The organism is Vibrio pacinii DSM 19139, from assembly GCF_000711795.1.
GTDB lineage: Bacteria > Pseudomonadota > Gammaproteobacteria > Enterobacterales > Vibrionaceae > Vibrio > Vibrio pacinii.
Genome location: NZ_KL543976.1, coordinates 282,589 through 300,120 on the forward strand (window position 1 = coordinate 282,589; position 17,532 = coordinate 300,120).

Here is a 17,532-nt window from a genome sequence, read left to right on the forward strand (position 1 = left end):
CCCCTTTTTTACAACCTTACCCGAGATATTAAAACTGAGTACCAATAGAGAAGTGAATACGAAACTCATCGCCCTCTGGAGCATCTAATCCATAAGCAAAGTCAACTTTCATTGGTACATATTTGGAATTCCAAATTAAGCTCAAGCCTGTACCACGTTTCAAATCAATCTCGTCGTTAAACGCATCACCAATATCATAGAACGCGCCCAACCAAACTTGTTGGTATACCTGATATTGATACTCAAACCCAGCGGTAAACATATAACGGGCCCCAGTTAACGCACCATTTTCATCTCGTGGTGAGATTGATTCATAATCATAGCCACGTAAATTCTCGTCACCACCAGCGAAAAAACGAAGCGATGAGGGAATATCTTCAAGTGAATTAACAATATTAATGCCGACATTTGAACGAAAATGAAATTTTTGCTTCTCGCTAATATCCCAAGATAGCACGCTGTTTCCTTCAACATGAAGCAAGCGAGAATCTGAAAGTAAGTATGGATCTGAGTATTCTAAAGAATAAATATGCCGATGACTCAATTCCAGTTGATCATTTTTGCGCTCAAGTTGAGAAAAAGTGATACCTGGCATCAGCAATTGTGACTGACTATCTTCTGACGCCTGTTGGTATTGCTCTCGTAAATATCTTACATGCATGGTACTTTGCCAGTCACTTTCTAACTGCCAGTGCTTTTCGAACGTAAGTTCGTTGGTAAAACTCGCTGTATCTCTATAATCGACACGCGTAGATTCAAACTGAATACCGTAGTAATCCGTTAGAACGTTCTTGGTCGGTATTTTGTAACCCATCAAAAGCGATTGTTCAGGTTGAGAGATCGATGCCTCCGCCTTCAAACTATGGCCACGACTGTTATACCAAGGCTTATTCCATTTAAGTGATGCTCTAGGACCTAAGTCTGTCCCATAACCTCCACCGACCTGGACAATGTTTCGCGAATTAGGGACTGTCGACACTTCGATAGGCACTTGGTTGTCTTCGGTTTTCTGGTCAAAATTGCCTTTTACCGCGACACTGCGAAACCAGTTGGTCTGTGAAAGGTTAGATTGGTATTCGCCCAGTTTAATGGAATTAAATCCGTCACCTTTATCAAATGGACTTAAAGATTTAATGCGATCGGTTTCGATTTCCGAGCTCGTCACAGAAATTTCGCCAAAGTGATAACGCACACCGCTATCAAAATGCAGCCTTACATTCGCTTGGTTCATGCTTGGGATCACTTCTATCACCGACTGCAAAAACTGACCTTCTAAATAGCCTTTTTGTTGTGCAAGTGATAATAAGTTTTGCTTCAATGAATCGTAGTCTGAGTGAGAAAGGGGCTGTCCTTGTTGAAGCTGACCGGCATCAATCAAATCAATAAAATCTTGATCTTGATCTGCTTCTCCCGTGATTAAGATGCTGGAGCTCGCGATGAGCGTTACTGGGCCAACATCCACATCAATGGTCACCTGTTCGTCTGCATTTTTAGAGACATTAAATTTTGGGTGATAATAGCCGTATGGGTTTAGCGCATCATTAACTAACTTTCTGAGCTGCCCTTTGGAAATATTTTTCGCAGGGGTTTCAGACAATGGCGAGAGATAATATTCGAGGTTTTTCTCTAATGGTTTAGTCAACCCTTGAATCGTAAACTCTGCCGCAAAAACATTGCAAACAGGGATCGACGCAAAGATTGATATACCCACTATTTTTTTTACCAAAGAAGCCATATATCTGTTTAAGTTAATCTTACACCTCAATAGTCTATTGCGATGATGGGAATCAAGTTAATCGTATATGCAGGACGCTACCCTACCTATGTGGCTCATCACTCTACATATTTACTCTCAATAATGGTTAAAACCATTTAAAAGCAATAGCGATAAGAACCGCACACTCTCATTAACTCGAAAACCATTCAGCCAACCAATGGATTGTTAATTGGAGGACTTAATCCTTCAAATGAGATTGGTTGCGTACAAAAATATCGCATAAATTAATCACATCGAAGAGAGATGGCCGCAAAGATAAGTACCTCCTCCATCATGAAGAGGACGCAACCATACACTGACTTCTCTCTTCTGAATCGAGCAAGAATAGAAATTAAAATACGAATTCACATCGTGTTTGTGCAATCTAAGCAATTTGTCTTAATTTCTAGTCAGGTTCATTCAATCAGTAGCTTGAGTTGGTTATGTGACCAACATCGAATCATTCATCAAGTTGCATTGATAAATTAATTAAACCATCACGATTAATCACTATGTTTAGTTTATTAATGCGTAGGTTTTAGAAGATTTAACTCACATCAGGAGAGTCCACAATGGCTGGAATTTTAGAAGGTATCCGAGTAATTGAAGTTGCATCAATGGCAGCTGCACCCACTGCAACCGTAATGCTTGCCGATCACGGTGCAGAAGTGATCAAGATTGAACCTCTAGCAGGTGACCCTTGGCGCTATGGTCATATGGTTGCGGGTATGCCAAAAAGTAAAATTGCGTACACCACCTATACACAGAACCGCACTAAAAAGTCTGTGGCGCTTGATTTGAAAAAACCAGAAGCTCAAGAAGCACTGCATAAGTTAGTGGCGACGGCAGACGTATTTTTAACCAACTCGCCACTCAACGTGCAAAAACACCTTAAGCACACTTACGAAGATATCAAAGCGGTAAACCCGAAAATCGTTTACGCGTGGATTAATGGTTTCGGCCTGGAAGGTCCAGACAAAGACGCCCCTGGTTTTGACATGACCGCTTGGTATGCACGTACGGGCATTATGGAAGAACTGCGTCCAAAAGATGGTGGCCCAGTTCCACTACCCGTTGGCACAGGCGACTTGAACACCGCAACAGCATTGTTCAGTGCGGTAATGACGGGGCTTTATCACAAAGAACGCACTGGTGAAGGTTCTAAAGTCTCTACGTCTTTGATGAATAATGGCTTGTGGGCTAACTCAAGCATGATGCAGGCGGCCCTAGTTGGCGCACCAGCAATGAAGAAATACCATCGCGAAGAGTGGCCAAACCCAGTGACTGGCGGTGTGTACAAAACTCAAGATAACCGTTATGTCATCATTGTGGAACTGAATCCAAATAACGTTGATAACTTACGTGATGCGTTCGGCGCTGACCACTTGAAAGGTGATGAACGTTTCGCAACACCTGAATTGCGCGCGGTAAACCATCAAGAATTGTTTAATGAAATGCAAGCCATTGTTGGTCAGCATGATCTCGCCACAGTAAAAACACGCTTAAAAGAGTTTGGCGTTAACTTCAGCGTGGTTCAAACCACCGAAGAGTGTACTCGCGACGAGCACATGATTGCCAATGGTTGTTTCCCTGAGGTGGAAGGCACTGACGGCATCCGTACTATTGATAGCCCAATTCAGGTTGAAGGTAACGGTATTAACAAGATCAAGCCTCAAAACCCACCTAAAGTTGGTGAGCATACAATGTCTGAGCTGACAGATCTTGGCTATAGCGATGAAGAAGTACAAGCGCTAGTCGCTGCTAAAGCGATTGGTCTCTCACGTTAATCACATTAAACGAAAAGTTATCATACCAACCTGGTTGTATCTACAAACCTATAGCCAGGTTGAGTTTCTAAAATTAATTAAGTAGGTAAATATTATGTCAGAACATAAGTTTTTTGAAGATTTTGAAATTGGCGAAAGTTTTGTAACAAGCGCACGCACCATCACCGAAACCGATATCGTCATGCACGCAATGCACAGTGGTGACTGGCAGCCGCATCATACCAATGAAGAATTCGCAAAAACACAACCGTTTAGAACGCGTCTTGCGCACGGCAACCTGACTTTTTGTATCAGTACTGGCCTGATTTTCCAATCATCGTCAGAAAACCCAAACATTATGGCTTATGGCTTTAATAAGGTTCGTTATCCAGCACCAGTATTCCCAGGTGACACGATCAAAGTTGAAGTCACTGTGACCGAGAAAAAAGATCACCCTAAACAGAAAACACATGGGTTGATGACACAAACTGAAGTCACAACCAACCAACGTGGTGAAACAGTTGCTTATGTTGAGCATGAGTTGTTTGTAACTAAGCGCACTCCAACAGAATAAATCCATACAGCTGAGCCTGCCTTGTCGATTAATTTGCAAGGTAGGCAACTCACCAAGATGGCATCGTTCAGTTGATGTTCGATGCCAAACAAAGTTTGATTAATTTCTACACGAGTAGAATTTAAAAAAGAGAATAACGCTATGACTGAAGTTGCAAAATATAAAGAAGTTGCCAAGTTTTTTGAAGATTTTGAAATCGGAGAAACCCGTACTACGGCAGGTCGAACTATTACAGAAGCTGATTTTGTTATGCACGCGATGCATTCGGGTGACTGGATGCCGCACCATACCGATAAAGAATGGTGTAAGACACAACCGTTCAAAAAACCAATCATTCATGGTAATGCGACATTCAGTATCAGTACTGGTTTGTGTATTCAAGGTGAGCCGTTAAATCCACACGGCATGTCTTACGGTTACGATAAAATTCGTTATCCAAACCCAGTGTTTGAAGGTGACACCATTCAAGTCACGATGACAGTGATTGATAAAAAAGATCACCCAAAAAATCCAACTCACGGTTTGATTACTGAAGAAAAAGTTACCACCAATCAAAATGGTCAAGTTGTGTGCGTCGCTCATCACGTTATCTACGTAGAAAAACGTAACGCTTAACCTCTGGCACTACCCTGCTCATTATCATTTAAAGGAGAATACTGTCGATGAAACTAAACGAAAATAAAGCCTCTAAGTTGGAGCAGTTTCGTTGCATGGATGTTGTTTGGCTGCTCAATCAATGGGTTGAGCGTCAACCAAACAAGCCGTTTATCGTATGGTCTCCTTTTGATGATAGTCCAAGCCAATCTTGGACCTATGCGGAGTTAGCTACAGCGGCCAAACAGGTTGCAGCTGGGCTCTACAAACGTGGGGTAGGCAAAGGGGACTTTGTTTTAATGCACTTTGACAATTCCCCTGACTTTTTTATCGCTTGGTTTGCATGTGCCTATCTTGGCGCGACTCCAGTAACGACCAATACTCGTTCAGTGACAGATAACGTTAAGTATTTTGCCGAAACAATGAACCCAGTTTGTGCGATTACGTCTGCAGACTACGCGGCTGTCGTGCGTGAAGCATGCGGCGATTCAACGCCAGTGATTATTTCCGGAGAAATAGCAGCCGATGTTGCCGCTAAACTAAACACAGAGTCTTTTGCACATCTCGCGATCGATGAACCCATTCCAGTACTAACTAGCGATCCTGAGCGTAATTTCGCGGTTCAGTTTACCTCTGGCACCACTTCGCGCCCTAAGCCGACGATGTGGAATAATGCTAACGCCTTGTGGGCGGGTAAATCGATGTCGACCAACCTGCGCTTGAACAACAACGACACAACGTTACTTTTTCTGCCTCTATTTCATGCCAATGCACAAATCTCTTTGTTGAGCACTTTGTGGGTTGGCGGTACGGTTGTCGTTCAGCCTAAGTTTTCAGTGTCGCGCTTTTGGGGGGCTTGTGTTGCCCATGATATCACTTGGGTATCAATGATTCCTTTCGCTTTTAAAGCGCTGAAAGGTAAACCCGTACCTTCAAAACACAAGGTGCGTGTGATGATGGGGCTTGAACTCATGCCCGAGCTTGAAAAAGAGTTTAACGTTCAAATTATGGCGATGTGGGGAATGACAGAAACTCTCTCTTCTTGCATTGTTTCCGACCCGTTTCACCCAGGTCCAGCGGGGAGTATTGGTCGCCCTTCTCCCTTCTATGATATCGAGATTCGTAAAGAAGACGATGGTCGATTAGCTCAACCAGGCGAACAAGGCTTATTGTTCGTACGCGGCGAACGCGGTGTTACTCTGTTTAAAGAATATTACCAACAACCTGAACATACCAAGGAAGCGTTCGATGACAGTGGCGCACTCGATACGGGTGACATTATTCGTATTGACGAGCAAGGTTGGCTGCATTATGTCGCGCGTTATAAAGACATGTTGCGTGTCGGCGGAGAAAACGTGGCAGCATTAGAAATCGAAACAGCCATTGATCAAACTGGCTTAGTGATGGAGTGCGCCGTGGTTGGCCAACAGCACTATATGTTGGGTGAAGTCCCCGTCGCTTTTGTCTCGTTAAGTGATAAAGGTATCAAGCTCAAACATGAGCAAGTGAGAGAAAGAATTATTGCTCATTGTCGTGAAAAGTTGGCTGACTTCAAAGTGCCTAGAAGTGTGATGATTGTGGCGAGTTTTCCACGTTCAACACTCGACCGAATCTCCAAAAAAGTCCTTCGAGAACGATTACCTCCTATCGAATCGTAGCAACCAACGAGAGATTCCACACTTAACTTCAACATCTAACGTAACAATGAGGGTATGTAGCGATTATGGGACCAACTGAGATTTTAATTCTTCTTTTAGCAACAGCAGGGCCGACCAAAGCGGCCATTGTTTACCTAGGCTTAACCAAGAACACAGATGCGCAGTTTAAACGTCAACTCGCTTTGCGCTCAGCTGGCATTGCCGCGGTGTTATGTGTCCTATTTGCTCTACTTGGAGCGGGTATTTTATCAACACTAAAAATCAGTGTTGAAGCCTTACTCATTGCTGGTGGCGCTATCTTATTTGTATTTGCTCTCGATATGGTGATTGGTGAAGATAAAGAGCAAGCCGACAGCAGCGAACCACCAGCTCCCACCTTAGATTGGGCAGCCTTTCCACTCGCTATGCCATTAATGGCTTCTCCTCAAGGGCTAGTCGCCATTGTGGCCATTGAAGCGACTAGTCAAACCTTTGCCGACTCATTAATGCTGGTTGGGCTGATTTTAGTCGTCGCGGTGGTTAACGTGGTATTTATGCTCGGTGCAGATAGAATTTTCTCTAAGATTCCGCCAGCATTTTTAAAAGTCATCATGCGCATTGCAGGCTTATTACTTTGCGGTCTAGCAGTACAAATTATGATTTACGGTTTTGACGGCTTAGGTTTAATACCTAATCAAGCTGTGGAACTACATAGTTAAAAGCGCTCTAGTTCTAATCCACTTTATAACAACCCTATTATTTAACTTGTAGAGATAAACTTAATGAAAGAATTTAAATACGTACTCACTGAGAAAAAAGGCAATGTAGGCATTGTTACTTTTAACCGTCCGGAAGCAATGAATGCACTCAACGAGCAAGTTGTAGAAGATGTTACTGACGCATTAAAAGCGTTTGATGCGGATGATTCTGTCGGTTGTATGATTCTAGCCGGAGGTGAAAAAGCCTTTTGTGCCGGCGCTGATCTTAAGTGGATTGCGGATGTCGATTTTGAAGAAGCCTACCAAAAAGACTACGCCGCCTATATGGACCAAATAGCGGAACTGCGTAAGCCAGTGATTGCCGCAGTTAAAGGCTTTGCGTTCGGTGGCGGTACAGAAATTTCATTAATGTGTGACATCATTCTTGCTGATAAAACTGCATTATTTGGTTTAACTGAGGTAACACTCGGTGTGATCCCTGGTGGGGGTGGTACTCAGCGTATGGCTCACCGCATCGGTAAGTATAAAGCGATGCGTTACATTTTAACTGGCGACTGGATCAAAGCCGATGAAGCCGAGCGCATTGGTTTGATAACTGAAGTAGTAGAGGACGACGTCCTTCAACATGCAGTCGAGCTTGCGACCAAAATAGCGAATAATCCACGTCTAGCAGTATTGGCAGGTAAAGAATCCGTCAATCAACAAGCAGAAATGCCAATTGCTGAAGGCCGTAAAGTTGAACGCCGTCTGTTCCATGCACTATTTGGTACAGAAGACAAAAAAGAAGGCATGACTGCATTTGCTGAAAAGCGTAAACCTAATTACAAAAAATATTAACCATTGCAGATATATACTGAGGAAAAATGATGAGTAAAGTAATCGTAGAAAAAAACAACGGTATTGTGCACGTAAAAATCAACCGTCCTGAAGTAATGAACGCCTGTGATGGTGAAACTTACAACGCTATTGCGGATGCATGGGATGAATTAGAAAACGATCCAACGCTACGTGTTGGGATCATCAGTGGCGAAGGTCGTTCATTCTGTGTTGGTACAGATATTAAATGGGTAAACTCTCCAGCAGCTGATGGGTTTGTTGACCGCCTATACCCACGCCTAATGTCGATGACAAAACCAGTAATTGCCGCCATTCACGGCCACTGTAATGGAGGTGGTCTAGAGCAAGCGCTAGGTGCCGACATTCGCGTCTGTGCTGACAACGCACACTTCGGCTTTGGTGAAATTCGTCTCGGTTGGATTCCAGGTGGTCACGGCACTCAACGTTTACCTCGCGTGATTCCGCTAGGCAACGCACTAGAATTACTTTACACAGGTAACCGTATCGATGCGCCAGAAGCATTACGTCTTGGCCTAGTCAATCACATGGTCCCTGCTGAAGAGCTAATGGCTAAGTGTGTGCAAATCGCGCAAGACATTGTCAGCTCAGCGCCACTTGCCGTGCAAAAAATGAAATCTACCGTCATGAATGGCTTAGATCTGCCATTACCTGAAGCGGTAAAACTAGAGAAAGCTGCGTTTGAATGGTTAATGGCAACCGAAGATGCCAATGAAGGTGCAACGGCATTTGCCGAAAAACGTGCACCAAACTGGAAAGCGAAATAAGCCGCCCTTTTTCTTGGTTAGTAACGAAATGCCAGACAGTGACACTGTCTGGCATTTTTATTGTCGGTAAGCTATCTGTTGATGGACGTCACCCTTCAAACGCGATTGGTTTAGAGGTGAAAATTAACTTAATTTACTGTTATTGAAGATAAATATTTAGGAAATCACAATGTCAAAGAATCAATCGAATACCACAGAAAGCTCACAAACTAACGTAATGGCTACCAAAACACCCCTTATAGAATTTAAAAATGGTTTTCCCGCAGAACTAGAAGCCAAAACTCGTCAGGCTAACTATGGTGAACTGTTCCTCGGTGGGGATATTTCTGCCTACTTCAACGTTCGTGCATGTGAATTTATGCCTACCGCCGTTTTACCAGCGCGTCAGCCTGTCATGCCACTGGCCACCAACTTGATGCCAGAAGTGGGACAAGTAAAAGCGGAAATGACATCCGAAAGTCTGCTTAAAGGCCCGTTAACACTTGACCAGTTCCTAGAGCAGTCTGACAGCGCGCAAGGTTACCTTGTCGTCCATAAAGGCGAGATCGTTTATGAACAGTATCCTCGTATGCGCCAAGAAGACGTTCACCTATGGATGTCCTCTGCCAAACCAATGGCTGGTCTATTGATTGATATGCTGATCAGTGAGGGTAAAATTGATGAAAATGCGCCGATTACTGATTACATAACCGACTTCAAGGGTACTGATTGGGATGGTATTACCACACGTGATGTGCTGGACATGGCAACTGGTATGGATCTTGAAGATACTACTGAATCGCGTTTTGACCCAGAAAATGTTGCTCGACGTGTTTACGAAGCCGAATTTGCTTTCCCGAATGAAAAGCATGGTTTAGAAACCTTGACCGACGTACTAAAAAGTACCAAGAAAAAAGAACAACCTGGCTTGTCATTCCAATACGCATCTGGCCTAACTCAAATGTTAGTCATTCTGGCTGAAGCAGTTGAAGGCGAACGTTGGCCTCAACAATTTGACCGCAGAGTGTGGTCAAAAGTCGGCGCAGAAGGCAGCCTACAATTACACTTAACACCTGAAGGCATTGCCGCTGCGCACGGTTTAGTGTCTAGTAACCTCAGAGATTTTGCTCGCTTCGGTATGCTCTACACACCAAGTTGGAACAAAATCGCTTCTGAGCAAGTGGTGACTGATGAAATCCTGCAACGTATTCACAGTGAAGTGCGCACCCATGACTTTATGATGAAAGGCTTTGATGGTGCTGTATTTGCCGACTATCTTGGTTCAAATGATTTCATTTCCAACAGTCGTCAATGGGATATGGTATGGCCTGATGGTGACATCTGGAAAGGTGGTTTAATGACGCAAGGCTTGTACGTCTCACATGAGCGCGATTTGGTTATCGTCTACTTCAACGTCAACAATGATGACCACTCAGGGCATCGTTTTGCACGTACAATTGCAACGTCTGGTCTATTTGACCGTGACTAAGTGATCGTTTTACTTACTAAAAAAGCGGGTTATGTTTTCTAAACATAACCCGCTTTTTTATAACGTGACGTACAGCGGTACTTAAAATATCTAGCTTAATGAGAAACTGGAGCTTGAGATTTATAACAGCCGGACACTCGACTAACCTGATAGACAGATTATCGGTGTACTCGTACATCAAATGGCGGCGAATTAATCGCCGCCAAATCATCAAACATTAAAAAGCAAAACGCGCTTTAAGTCCAAACACCACATCCGTTTTGTCTTTAATAAAGATATTCGCTAAATCCTGCGATTCAATCGCGTTAACATTAATCGCGGTATGGTTTAGAACTTGCACACTTGGCGACAGTTGCAACCAAGGTGTTACCTGCGCACGGTAGTAGATCTCGGCAGTGTATTGATCATCAAAATCAATATTTCCAAACGTACTGGCCATCGGACTTGCCCAGTTAAGCGCTAAGCCAAACATGTCTTGGTTGCGCTGAGTTGGCATGTAACCGAAACCAGCACTGACCGATGCGTCATAAATGGCACCAGCGTCTTTTGCCCAACCAGCGCGTAAAAACGGCAACCATTGTTGTGCGATGAGACCAGAAAAGTTGACATTAATACCATGACCTTCTTTGTCGCTGCCAACCGCATCTCTCTGCCAGAATGTTACATGGGCATTTTCAATAAACAACATATCACGCGAAGGTGTATAACCGATTTCAAAACTCTTCCAAGTTGCACCCGAATCAAAAAGATCTTCTGCGCCTTGAATCAAGTCTGAGGCATTACCTTTTGCGTCCATAATACTTGCTGAGCTGTAGACACTATCGGTAATAAATCCGCCTAACATTACCCCAAGGCCACCATCAGGAAGACCGCCTATAGTGCCACTCCCTGAGCTAAACACACTATTGTTGAAATCGTTCCAAGGACTGGCTAACGGGTAAAAGTCAGTATAATCGGTCATATCAAGGAAACCGGCATAAGCAACCATGCGGTCATTAAGCATAGATTGGCGCCAGAACAGATGAGTCGTACGAAAACCTTGGTCGCCATAAAGTGGATGAACAAAACCGATATAACCAAGATCTTTGAGGCCGAAATCTTTCGGAGAAGAATCGGTATACTTGTGGCGATGCTCAACTTTAAAGACAATGCCACCAGTAGACCCCGAGTCAGTATGCACCATGTCCCACTGACCGTAGACACGTAATGCGCCTGACGCAGCACTTGATTCACCTAACGCATCGCTTGCAGTTAAACCAAGCATGTTATAGTCCATGCCCAGTTGCAGACCGTGCTCTTCTTGCCAGCGCTTTTTGGTCTCATTCCATAGTTCAAAGTGAGAGGATGGCGCAGAGGTTGGCTCTGGCATCACCGCAACATCTTCAAACTGTGTTTTGGTTTCTTCACTCGCAGCAAACACGGGACAAGCCATCAAGGGTGTTAATGCGATCGCTAGCGTTGAAAATTTCAGTGATTTTTCCATTCCATTCCTCGCTGTAATTTAAGCTTCAACGGCTATTTTTCCTGCCATTGATCAAAAAATTGAATAGCACCCAAGGGAACTATTCAATTCGAATTTTTACTGATTACCTACAATACTAACGTATTGCTATCTTAGTGTCGTTTAGAAATAAGCTTTAAAGTTGAACCAAGCGACGGTATCGTCTGTGTCAATTGTCTTAGACGCCGTTTCTAATGTGTTCACGTTATTTTCTAAACGAAGCTCACCCCAATGCGTTTTTTTATCATTGAGCGGAGTACCTAAACGAATCGTCGTTTTTAATGCACTCGTTTCGACATCACCATCTACGTAAGTGTACTCAGGCGCGACCATAAAATATGTGCCATCATTGCCTGTTTTGACAGTAAAGTAACCTGCAGCCATCACACCGTTGGCAGAGTTATCCGCAACATTAAATTGCTGTGTCACTTCGTCGCTGTACTGACCTGTTAACGCACCAACGCGTATGTACATCGCGAAGCGCTCGACAGGAGTAATCGCGACCACCGCACCGACTGCAGCTGTAGACATTAAGTCATTATCAACCATGTCTAATGATGCTGCTACTTTAGGTGCAACCGGGTTACCGAGATCAAACACATGGAAGTATTGCAAACGAGAGTCTTTGTACTTGCCGTGGTCATTCATCGTCCCTTCAAGGGCAACCATACCTTGTTGTGACTCATTCACATTAAAAGAATAAGTAATCTGACCTTTTACATCACCGCCATTGTTTAAACTGGCGGTAAAAGAAGTTACTGCACTCGCCACGTCTGATGGGTCTTCGGTATTTTCAGCGAAAGCATTCGTCCCAGTCAGTGCAAGAGACGCAATTAATGATAATAGGATTTTATTGTTTTTAAACATAATTTATAGAGGTACGTTATCAAAGGATAAGTTGATATTAACAGTAAACCAATGTGCGACTAAATTACATTTGTATGACTGAACCAGACAAAGTAACGTATACTCTTGGTTATTACTTGACACTTCGAACTCTCCAGCTTTGATAACATTAACGGCTACTTTGGAGTATTGTTGAGACATTGAAAACACAATGATTATTGAGAAAACCCATCATGAACTTTAGCCTCGAACAATTGACCACTTTTGTTGCGGTCTATGAGAAAAACTCCTTTAGCAAAGGTGCAGAGGTACTAAATCGACACCGAAGCACTGTGGGGCAAGTCATCGTTAACCTAGAAGAAATATTAATGATCCCTCTCTTCCACCGAGTTGGTCGCTCGGTAACCCCCACCGAAGAGGCGGATCTACTCTATCGTTACGCCAAGCAAGCGGTCGAACAAGTCAAAGCGTTTGACAAGTTGGCCACTAATTTAGCAGACGGAGAGTTAGAATCGATCAATATTGGCTATTGCAGTTTTCTTCCTCAATTGGCGATTGCCGATCTTCGAATACAATTAGCTAAAGACTTTCCAGATTTGAGAGTCAACCTATTCGTTAGAAACACCAGCGAAATAAAAGCGCAACTAGAATCTGGTCAACTTCACTTTGGACTTGTTAATGTTCATCATGCGAAAGCCATGAACAGTATTCACACGACCTATCTAGAAACGCTGTCTATGGTACCTTTTGGTAACAAAGGAGGAGAGTTAGCCAAAACACCACCTAGTGAGATGTTTGCCAAGTTAAAAAATTCTAAGCAGTTGATTTTACAATCTCTGATTGATGAAGGCATGGCAGACAAAGTAACGCTTTCCGCTAATTTTGAACTGGTAGACCAACTTTCAGTAATGATTAAATTGGTCCAATTAGGTCATGGTTGGGCCCTACTCCCTCGCTCGGTTATTTATTCTGAATATGTAAAACAGAACTTGGTTCAATTACAAGTTGATGAATTCAAAAAAAGCTTAGAAATTCCAATTTCTTTGTGGAGCTTACATTCGGTTCAAATCAGCAAGATACGCCAATCTATCATCACCGCTCTTGAAGAATATATTAGTCATATTCTTGATGAGTACAACTTGCTAAGTTAGGAGTGATGTGATGGAAGTGATGAAAAAACGGCCATCTGATCTTCAGATGGCCGAGTCTAATTAAATTAAAGATCAATGGGTTAATGATGCGCCCAATCGACGTTGTAACTGCACCAATTTTGTCCGCTCCCAGAGGCTATTACCACTCATGGTAATTTCTATCCCCTGGTGTTCATCACAAAATGACCACGATGGCTTATCAGCAAAATCCGCCGCTATTTCTGAACGCTGCTCTGTGGTGAGCTTTGATACATCAAAGCCAACCTTGTAAGCAAATTGCGTTAAAGAGCTAGTTGCCACATCGGTACTCATATCTGGCCGATGATTCGCCTCTAGAGTTGGTAAAGGACTAACGTCGTTTGCTAACTCATCTAATGTTACTGCATTTGCTCCAGCTACAAGCAACAAATAAATTGAGAAATGTATCGCTGTGCGCATCATAAAGCCTCACCATTAATTTTTATAAGTCGGGTTGCCGTCTGCACCTGGTTGCGAAATTGAAATCGTTGGTACAGTGATATTCTTCAACCATTGCGCTTTATCAATACCGTTGAAACGACTATTTTCTTCAGGGTTATAACGTATCGGTTGACCTGCCCACACTTTTTTGAACTCGCCATTATCGACAACTTTTTTACCATTAACAATGACATAAGAAATGCCCGTGGTTGGCAGGCCTTGCTCACCCGATTTATAAGTCGCATTATCAGTAACATTTTCTGGGTCGAAAATTGTAATATCGGCCACCATGCCTTCTTGTAGGCGTCCACGTTGTTGCATCGCCTCTAGACCAGCATCTCCCAAATGTTTTGCAGGCCAATAAGACATTTGCGCCAGTGTAAACATCAGTGGAACACCATGCTCGCGAGCCATCGCAAACACTTTACCGCGAGTACCAGCCGTACGAGGATGACCTTTATACTCTGATGGGCTTGCATCCCATGAATCCACACCCAATCCTGAGTAAATTGAATCCGCAGCAACCGTCATATGAGGAATTTGTAGGAAGTACTTCAACCAATCCTTACGTGGTGGGCTAAAGATAACCACAAGATGGCCAGGATCTTTGGCGGCCAATGCAAGATACTCTTCTTTGTTTAAGAATTTGTCTTGCTCTGGGTCGTACATAATATCTTCATATTTGTACTTAAACATGCCTTCAATACTTTCAGGAACTAAGAATGATGAACCGATAGCAGTAGAAGCCGCATCATATGGGTAGTATTCCGACCACATGTTCATGCCCTGTTCACGCGCCTTCTTGAGCTTCTCTTCTACTTCCCACCAGCCAAACTCGTTGTTGTGGAGCATCAAGAGAGGTGCATCAAGAGCAACCGCATTAGCAAAGACTTCATCAAAGCCTAGCTGACCTTCAGGGTTGACCGGGTTACCGTGGTAACGTGTATGAGAGGCAGTGAAACGCCCCCAGTTAGCCGCCACTTTTTGAGACTCGTACATTTCAAATGAGGTTAGACCATTGCGCATATACGCAGTCGTCGACGCTAAGTTGATCGCTCCATCTTTAAAGCCTTGATCTAAAATAGCCAAAATTTGGTTCATCTGCTCTTGATTAGCCTTTGAATCAGACCAACCACTCACGCCATCCTTCGCCGCTTCAGTACGCAGCTTACTCAAGATATCAGGTGCATCGTAAGCTCGATCGATTTTGACTTCAGGATCAAGTACTTCTAGACGAGCAGCTTCGTGACTTATGCCAGTACCATAGTTCAATGGCCACGCATCTTTTTTTGCGTCATACCATTTCGCCACTTGTGTGGCACCGATTTCTAAGTCCATACCTGTCGTCACTCCATCGAGTGCCGCAAGCTTAATCGAAAGACCATCAAGAGAGTGGAAATGGGTATCAATAAAGCCAGGAGCCACCACTTGATCTTTAGCATCAATGACGTGTTCACCGTCAAGTTTGTCGGCTGTGATTGTGATAATTTTACCGTCTTTGACACCCACATTCAGGACCGCATCTAACATGGTTTCTGGGTCCATGACACGACCATTTTCAATAACCAAATCGTAATCTGCGGCGTATAGCGCGCCCGCTTGAACCGATAGGGCTAATCCTATCAAAGCGCTAATATGACGTTTTTTAAATATTTTCATGCTTGCTCTCTTAGATTGACATTACACGACTTTGTAGTGATGTAGATGCGACCAAAAATTCTTCTCAAGGCGATCACTATCATCATTATTTTAAACTTTGGTAGATAGTACCTCTAAACGCAACTTAAAACATTTTCATTTCGTCTGATCTGATCCGACAAAGTTAGATGATTAATGTGAAAGTATTGAAAAGATTTATTTGAAAATTTTCATTTTCCGTCTATGAGTCTAACGTCAAGAACTTCCATTACAAAGTAATGTTACGTGGTAACTCTCGCATCATAAAACATCGGCCATTAATAAGTTTAGAGTTTGGTCAGCGAGTAATCTGTAACATTGCTCACGAACTGTTCAGTCAGTTCGATTTATTTTGCTTTATTAGCGCATTGTTATATACAATCTCATCACTTAAGCTCATAACAAATATCGATTAGTTGAACAAACTCTATGCTCACCACTTTCACGCTTTTACTTATCGCTGCACTGGTTACTGCTCTGCTAGGCTACTATTATCAAAAGCTCGCTCTGGCAAAGAAAACCACACACCAAGCTAAGCAAGCTTTGCTCTCTCGCTCTGCTCAAATAAAGCGCAATTTTAAAAGTAATATCGAGCGATTCGCAGCCGAAGGTACGCTGTCCAAATCAAGCGAAACCGCGATTTACCGTTTAGCTAACTATTACTTCGTCTTCCAACCCGTCACATCAGAAACCGTCGAGCAGTACGCTCAGCTAGTTAAAGATATCACCAACGTCATTGATGGCATACATACCACCAGTGAAGAGCAAACATTGACAGCCTCTCACGAGCAAATTGATCGCTTTGCTGCTTCGCTTCCTACCCATGCCAGTGGCTACACCGCAAGCTTCTACAAAAATGAAATGCCGCTGCTGATGTTCCACCTTAGTGAAGCACCGCAATCAATCAGTGATGAGTTAACAATCGAAAAAGCGCAAGACAACGCTTTAGCGAGTTAAACAGACCGACGTTATACAACTGCTCAACAAACCCCGCTCACCTTTCCTTACAGCCTGGTTCAACATGATGGCTTCGATAAGCTGTGTTAGCCATTTGGATAAGTATTTCCATTTTGCTCAAGTGAACATTATTTTAATTGACAATGACTTACCTCTAACTTTTCCAAATTAATTAACACGAAACCTATCAGTAATAAGTATTTATTATACTATTTGCTAAATAAATAAAACCTAATTTATAAGGTATTATTTAAAGGCTTAAGTTTGTACGGTATAAATTTAAAATACAATACTGACAACTATCTATTCAACAAAAGCGCATGAATAACTTATTTATTCATAAATAAGTTATTTTGTTTATGTTAACTAATTTTATTGAAACCTCTACTCCCATCCACTAGAAGGTAATTTGACGGTTACACAAGCGTTAATTTCCATATATTTTGTTACAAATCGACGGATACTCTCCACTAAAACAAAATGTAAATATTATAATGAAGACAGTCAGTACTCTATTAATCCTTCTTAGCGCCTCTTCGGTTGCAAATCAGAATATCGATGATGAGCGTCTACTCGCATCGCTTGTTAAGCAAGGCATTATTTGTGAAGACCAAACTGAATTAGAAAAGCAGGCGTCTTTACAGATATACCTGTCTAAAAAGTTTTCCAATCCATCGGATAAAAAACTTAACACTTCTACACCCAAGTCCACTGACTGTATTTCTGCAAAGAATAACGAATAGTCACCAATTAAGTTGTGTGCTTTACCAATTGACGCAATTTATTGAGGCCTAACAACGACGTT

General features: G+C 42.8%; 16 protein-coding genes. 11 read left to right on the plus strand and 5 right to left on the minus strand.

Annotation, left to right across the window (positions count from 1 at the left end; genetic code table 11):
• Positions 1 to 28 precede the first annotated feature (28 nt).
• Entirely contained in the window at positions 29 to 1,735 is a 1,707-nt protein-coding gene (locus tag BS19_RS16210) for an autotransporter assembly complex protein TamA (RefSeq protein WP_038176690.1), read from the minus strand.
• 593 nt (positions 1,736 to 2,328) lie between these two features.
• On the opposite strand from BS19_RS16210, the gene BS19_RS16215 reads away from it, so the two are divergent.
• The 8 genes from BS19_RS16215 to BS19_RS16250 all read left to right on the plus strand — a co-directional run bounded on the left by BS19_RS16215 (position 2,329) and on the right by BS19_RS16250 (position 10,136).
• Positions 2,329 to 3,543 carry a CaiB/BaiF CoA transferase family protein gene (locus tag BS19_RS16215; protein ID WP_038176691.1) on the plus strand — a complete coding sequence of 405 codons (1,215 nt, stop codon included), beginning with the start codon at positions 2,329 to 2,331 and terminating at the stop codon, positions 3,541 to 3,543.
• Positions 3,544 to 3,637: 94 nt separating this feature from the next.
• Positions 3,638 to 4,096 carry a MaoC family dehydratase gene (locus tag BS19_RS16220; RefSeq protein WP_038176692.1) on the plus strand — a complete coding sequence of 153 codons (459 nt, stop codon included), beginning with the start codon at positions 3,638 to 3,640 and terminating at the stop codon, positions 4,094 to 4,096.
• A 141-nt stretch (positions 4,097 to 4,237) separates the two neighbouring features.
• Positions 4,238 to 4,711 carry a MaoC family dehydratase gene (locus tag BS19_RS16225; protein WP_038176693.1) on the plus strand — a complete coding sequence of 158 codons (474 nt, stop codon included), beginning with the start codon at positions 4,238 to 4,240 and terminating at the stop codon, positions 4,709 to 4,711.
• Positions 4,712 to 4,758: 47 nt separating this feature from the next.
• Complete coding sequence (locus BS19_RS16230; RefSeq protein WP_051686560.1) at positions 4,759 to 6,348, plus strand: AMP-binding protein; 1,590 nt, start codon at positions 4,759 to 4,761, stop codon at positions 6,346 to 6,348.
• A 65-nt stretch (positions 6,349 to 6,413) separates the two neighbouring features.
• A complete protein-coding gene (locus BS19_RS16235; protein WP_038176695.1) occupies positions 6,414 to 7,046 on the plus strand; it encodes a MarC family protein in 633 nt (210 codons plus the stop codon).
• Positions 7,047 to 7,109: 63 nt separating this feature from the next.
• Positions 7,110 to 7,883: an enoyl-CoA hydratase-related protein gene (locus BS19_RS16240; RefSeq protein ID WP_038176696.1), complete on the plus strand. Its 774-nt coding sequence runs from the start codon at positions 7,110 to 7,112 to the stop codon at positions 7,881 to 7,883.
• Between the two features lie 29 nt (positions 7,884 to 7,912).
• On the plus strand, positions 7,913 to 8,668 hold the full coding sequence (locus tag BS19_RS16245; protein WP_038176697.1) for an enoyl-CoA hydratase/isomerase family protein: 756 nt from the start codon (positions 7,913 to 7,915) through the stop codon (positions 8,666 to 8,668).
• A gap of 169 nt (positions 8,669 to 8,837) precedes the next feature.
• Entirely contained in the window at positions 8,838 to 10,136 is a 1,299-nt protein-coding gene (locus BS19_RS16250; protein ID WP_051686561.1) for a serine hydrolase domain-containing protein, read from the plus strand.
• 217 nt (positions 10,137 to 10,353) lie between these two features.
• Here BS19_RS16250 and BS19_RS16255 read toward each other — a convergent pair whose 3' ends face one another.
• Positions 10,354 to 11,619 carry a carbohydrate porin gene (locus BS19_RS16255; RefSeq protein WP_245609299.1) on the minus strand — a complete coding sequence of 422 codons (1,266 nt, stop codon included), beginning with the start codon at positions 11,617 to 11,619 and terminating at the stop codon, positions 10,354 to 10,356.
• Positions 11,620 to 11,760: 141 nt separating this feature from the next.
• Positions 11,761 to 12,504 carry a hypothetical protein gene (locus BS19_RS16260; RefSeq protein WP_051686562.1) on the minus strand — a complete coding sequence of 248 codons (744 nt, stop codon included), beginning with the start codon at positions 12,502 to 12,504 and terminating at the stop codon, positions 11,761 to 11,763.
• Between the two features lie 212 nt (positions 12,505 to 12,716).
• Between BS19_RS16260 and BS19_RS16265 the strand changes: the two genes are divergently transcribed.
• The gene (locus BS19_RS16265) at positions 12,717 to 13,634 is read left to right on the plus strand and encodes a LysR family transcriptional regulator (protein ID WP_038176699.1); all 918 of its coding nucleotides are present in this window, start codon (positions 12,717 to 12,719) and stop codon (positions 13,632 to 13,634) included.
• Between the two features lie 72 nt (positions 13,635 to 13,706).
• Here the strand turns inward: BS19_RS16265 and BS19_RS16270 are convergent, their stop codons facing one another.
• Both BS19_RS16270 and BS19_RS16275 read right to left on the minus strand, forming a co-directional pair.
• Complete coding sequence (locus BS19_RS16270; protein ID WP_038176700.1) at positions 13,707 to 14,075, minus strand: hypothetical protein; 369 nt, start codon at positions 14,073 to 14,075, stop codon at positions 13,707 to 13,709.
• 12 nt (positions 14,076 to 14,087) lie between these two features.
• On the minus strand, positions 14,088 to 15,752 hold the full coding sequence (locus BS19_RS16275; protein WP_038176703.1) for an amidohydrolase family protein: 1,665 nt from the start codon (positions 15,750 to 15,752) through the stop codon (positions 14,088 to 14,090).
• A 447-nt stretch (positions 15,753 to 16,199) separates the two neighbouring features.
• On the opposite strand from BS19_RS16275, the gene BS19_RS16280 reads away from it, so the two are divergent.
• Both BS19_RS16280 and BS19_RS16285 read left to right on the plus strand, forming a co-directional pair.
• The gene (locus BS19_RS16280; RefSeq protein WP_038176705.1) at positions 16,200 to 16,727 is read left to right on the plus strand and encodes a hypothetical protein; all 528 of its coding nucleotides are present in this window, start codon (positions 16,200 to 16,202) and stop codon (positions 16,725 to 16,727) included.
• A 494-nt stretch (positions 16,728 to 17,221) separates the two neighbouring features.
• Positions 17,222 to 17,470, plus strand: a complete 249-nt coding sequence (locus BS19_RS16285; RefSeq protein WP_038176706.1) for a hypothetical protein — start codon at positions 17,222 to 17,224, stop codon at positions 17,468 to 17,470.
• Positions 17,471 to 17,532: the final 62 nt, after the last annotated feature.

What these genes read in the sequence shown, in the direction of transcription:
- BS19_RS16210 (WP_038176690.1), bottom strand. Translation starts at nt 1,735, where the DNA reads ATGGCTTCTTTGGTAAAAAAAATAGTGGGTATATCAATCTTTGCGTCG.
- BS19_RS16215 (WP_038176691.1), top strand. Translation starts at nt 2,329, where the DNA reads ATGGCTGGAATTTTAGAAGGTATCCGAGTAATTGAAGTTGCATCAATG.
- BS19_RS16220 (WP_038176692.1), top strand. Translation starts at nt 3,638, where the DNA reads ATGTCAGAACATAAGTTTTTTGAAGATTTTGAAATTGGCGAAAGTTTT.
- BS19_RS16225 (WP_038176693.1), top strand. Translation starts at nt 4,238, where the DNA reads ATGACTGAAGTTGCAAAATATAAAGAAGTTGCCAAGTTTTTTGAAGAT.
- BS19_RS16230 (WP_051686560.1), top strand. Translation starts at nt 4,759, where the DNA reads ATGAAACTAAACGAAAATAAAGCCTCTAAGTTGGAGCAGTTTCGTTGC.
- BS19_RS16235 (WP_038176695.1), top strand. Translation starts at nt 6,414, where the DNA reads ATGGGACCAACTGAGATTTTAATTCTTCTTTTAGCAACAGCAGGGCCG.
- BS19_RS16240 (WP_038176696.1), top strand. Translation starts at nt 7,110, where the DNA reads ATGAAAGAATTTAAATACGTACTCACTGAGAAAAAAGGCAATGTAGGC.
- BS19_RS16245 (WP_038176697.1), top strand. Translation starts at nt 7,913, where the DNA reads ATGAGTAAAGTAATCGTAGAAAAAAACAACGGTATTGTGCACGTAAAA.
- BS19_RS16250 (WP_051686561.1), top strand. Translation starts at nt 8,838, where the DNA reads ATGTCAAAGAATCAATCGAATACCACAGAAAGCTCACAAACTAACGTA.
- BS19_RS16255 (WP_245609299.1), bottom strand. Translation starts at nt 11,619, where the DNA reads ATGGAAAAATCACTGAAATTTTCAACGCTAGCGATCGCATTAACACCC.
- BS19_RS16260 (WP_051686562.1), bottom strand. Translation starts at nt 12,504, where the DNA reads ATGTTTAAAAACAATAAAATCCTATTATCATTAATTGCGTCTCTTGCA.
- BS19_RS16265 (WP_038176699.1), top strand. Translation starts at nt 12,717, where the DNA reads ATGAACTTTAGCCTCGAACAATTGACCACTTTTGTTGCGGTCTATGAG.
- BS19_RS16270 (WP_038176700.1), bottom strand. Translation starts at nt 14,075, where the DNA reads ATGATGCGCACAGCGATACATTTCTCAATTTATTTGTTGCTTGTAGCT.
- BS19_RS16275 (WP_038176703.1), bottom strand. Translation starts at nt 15,752, where the DNA reads ATGAAAATATTTAAAAAACGTCATATTAGCGCTTTGATAGGATTAGCC.
- BS19_RS16280 (WP_038176705.1), top strand. Translation starts at nt 16,200, where the DNA reads ATGCTCACCACTTTCACGCTTTTACTTATCGCTGCACTGGTTACTGCT.
- BS19_RS16285 (WP_038176706.1), top strand. Translation starts at nt 17,222, where the DNA reads ATGAAGACAGTCAGTACTCTATTAATCCTTCTTAGCGCCTCTTCGGTT.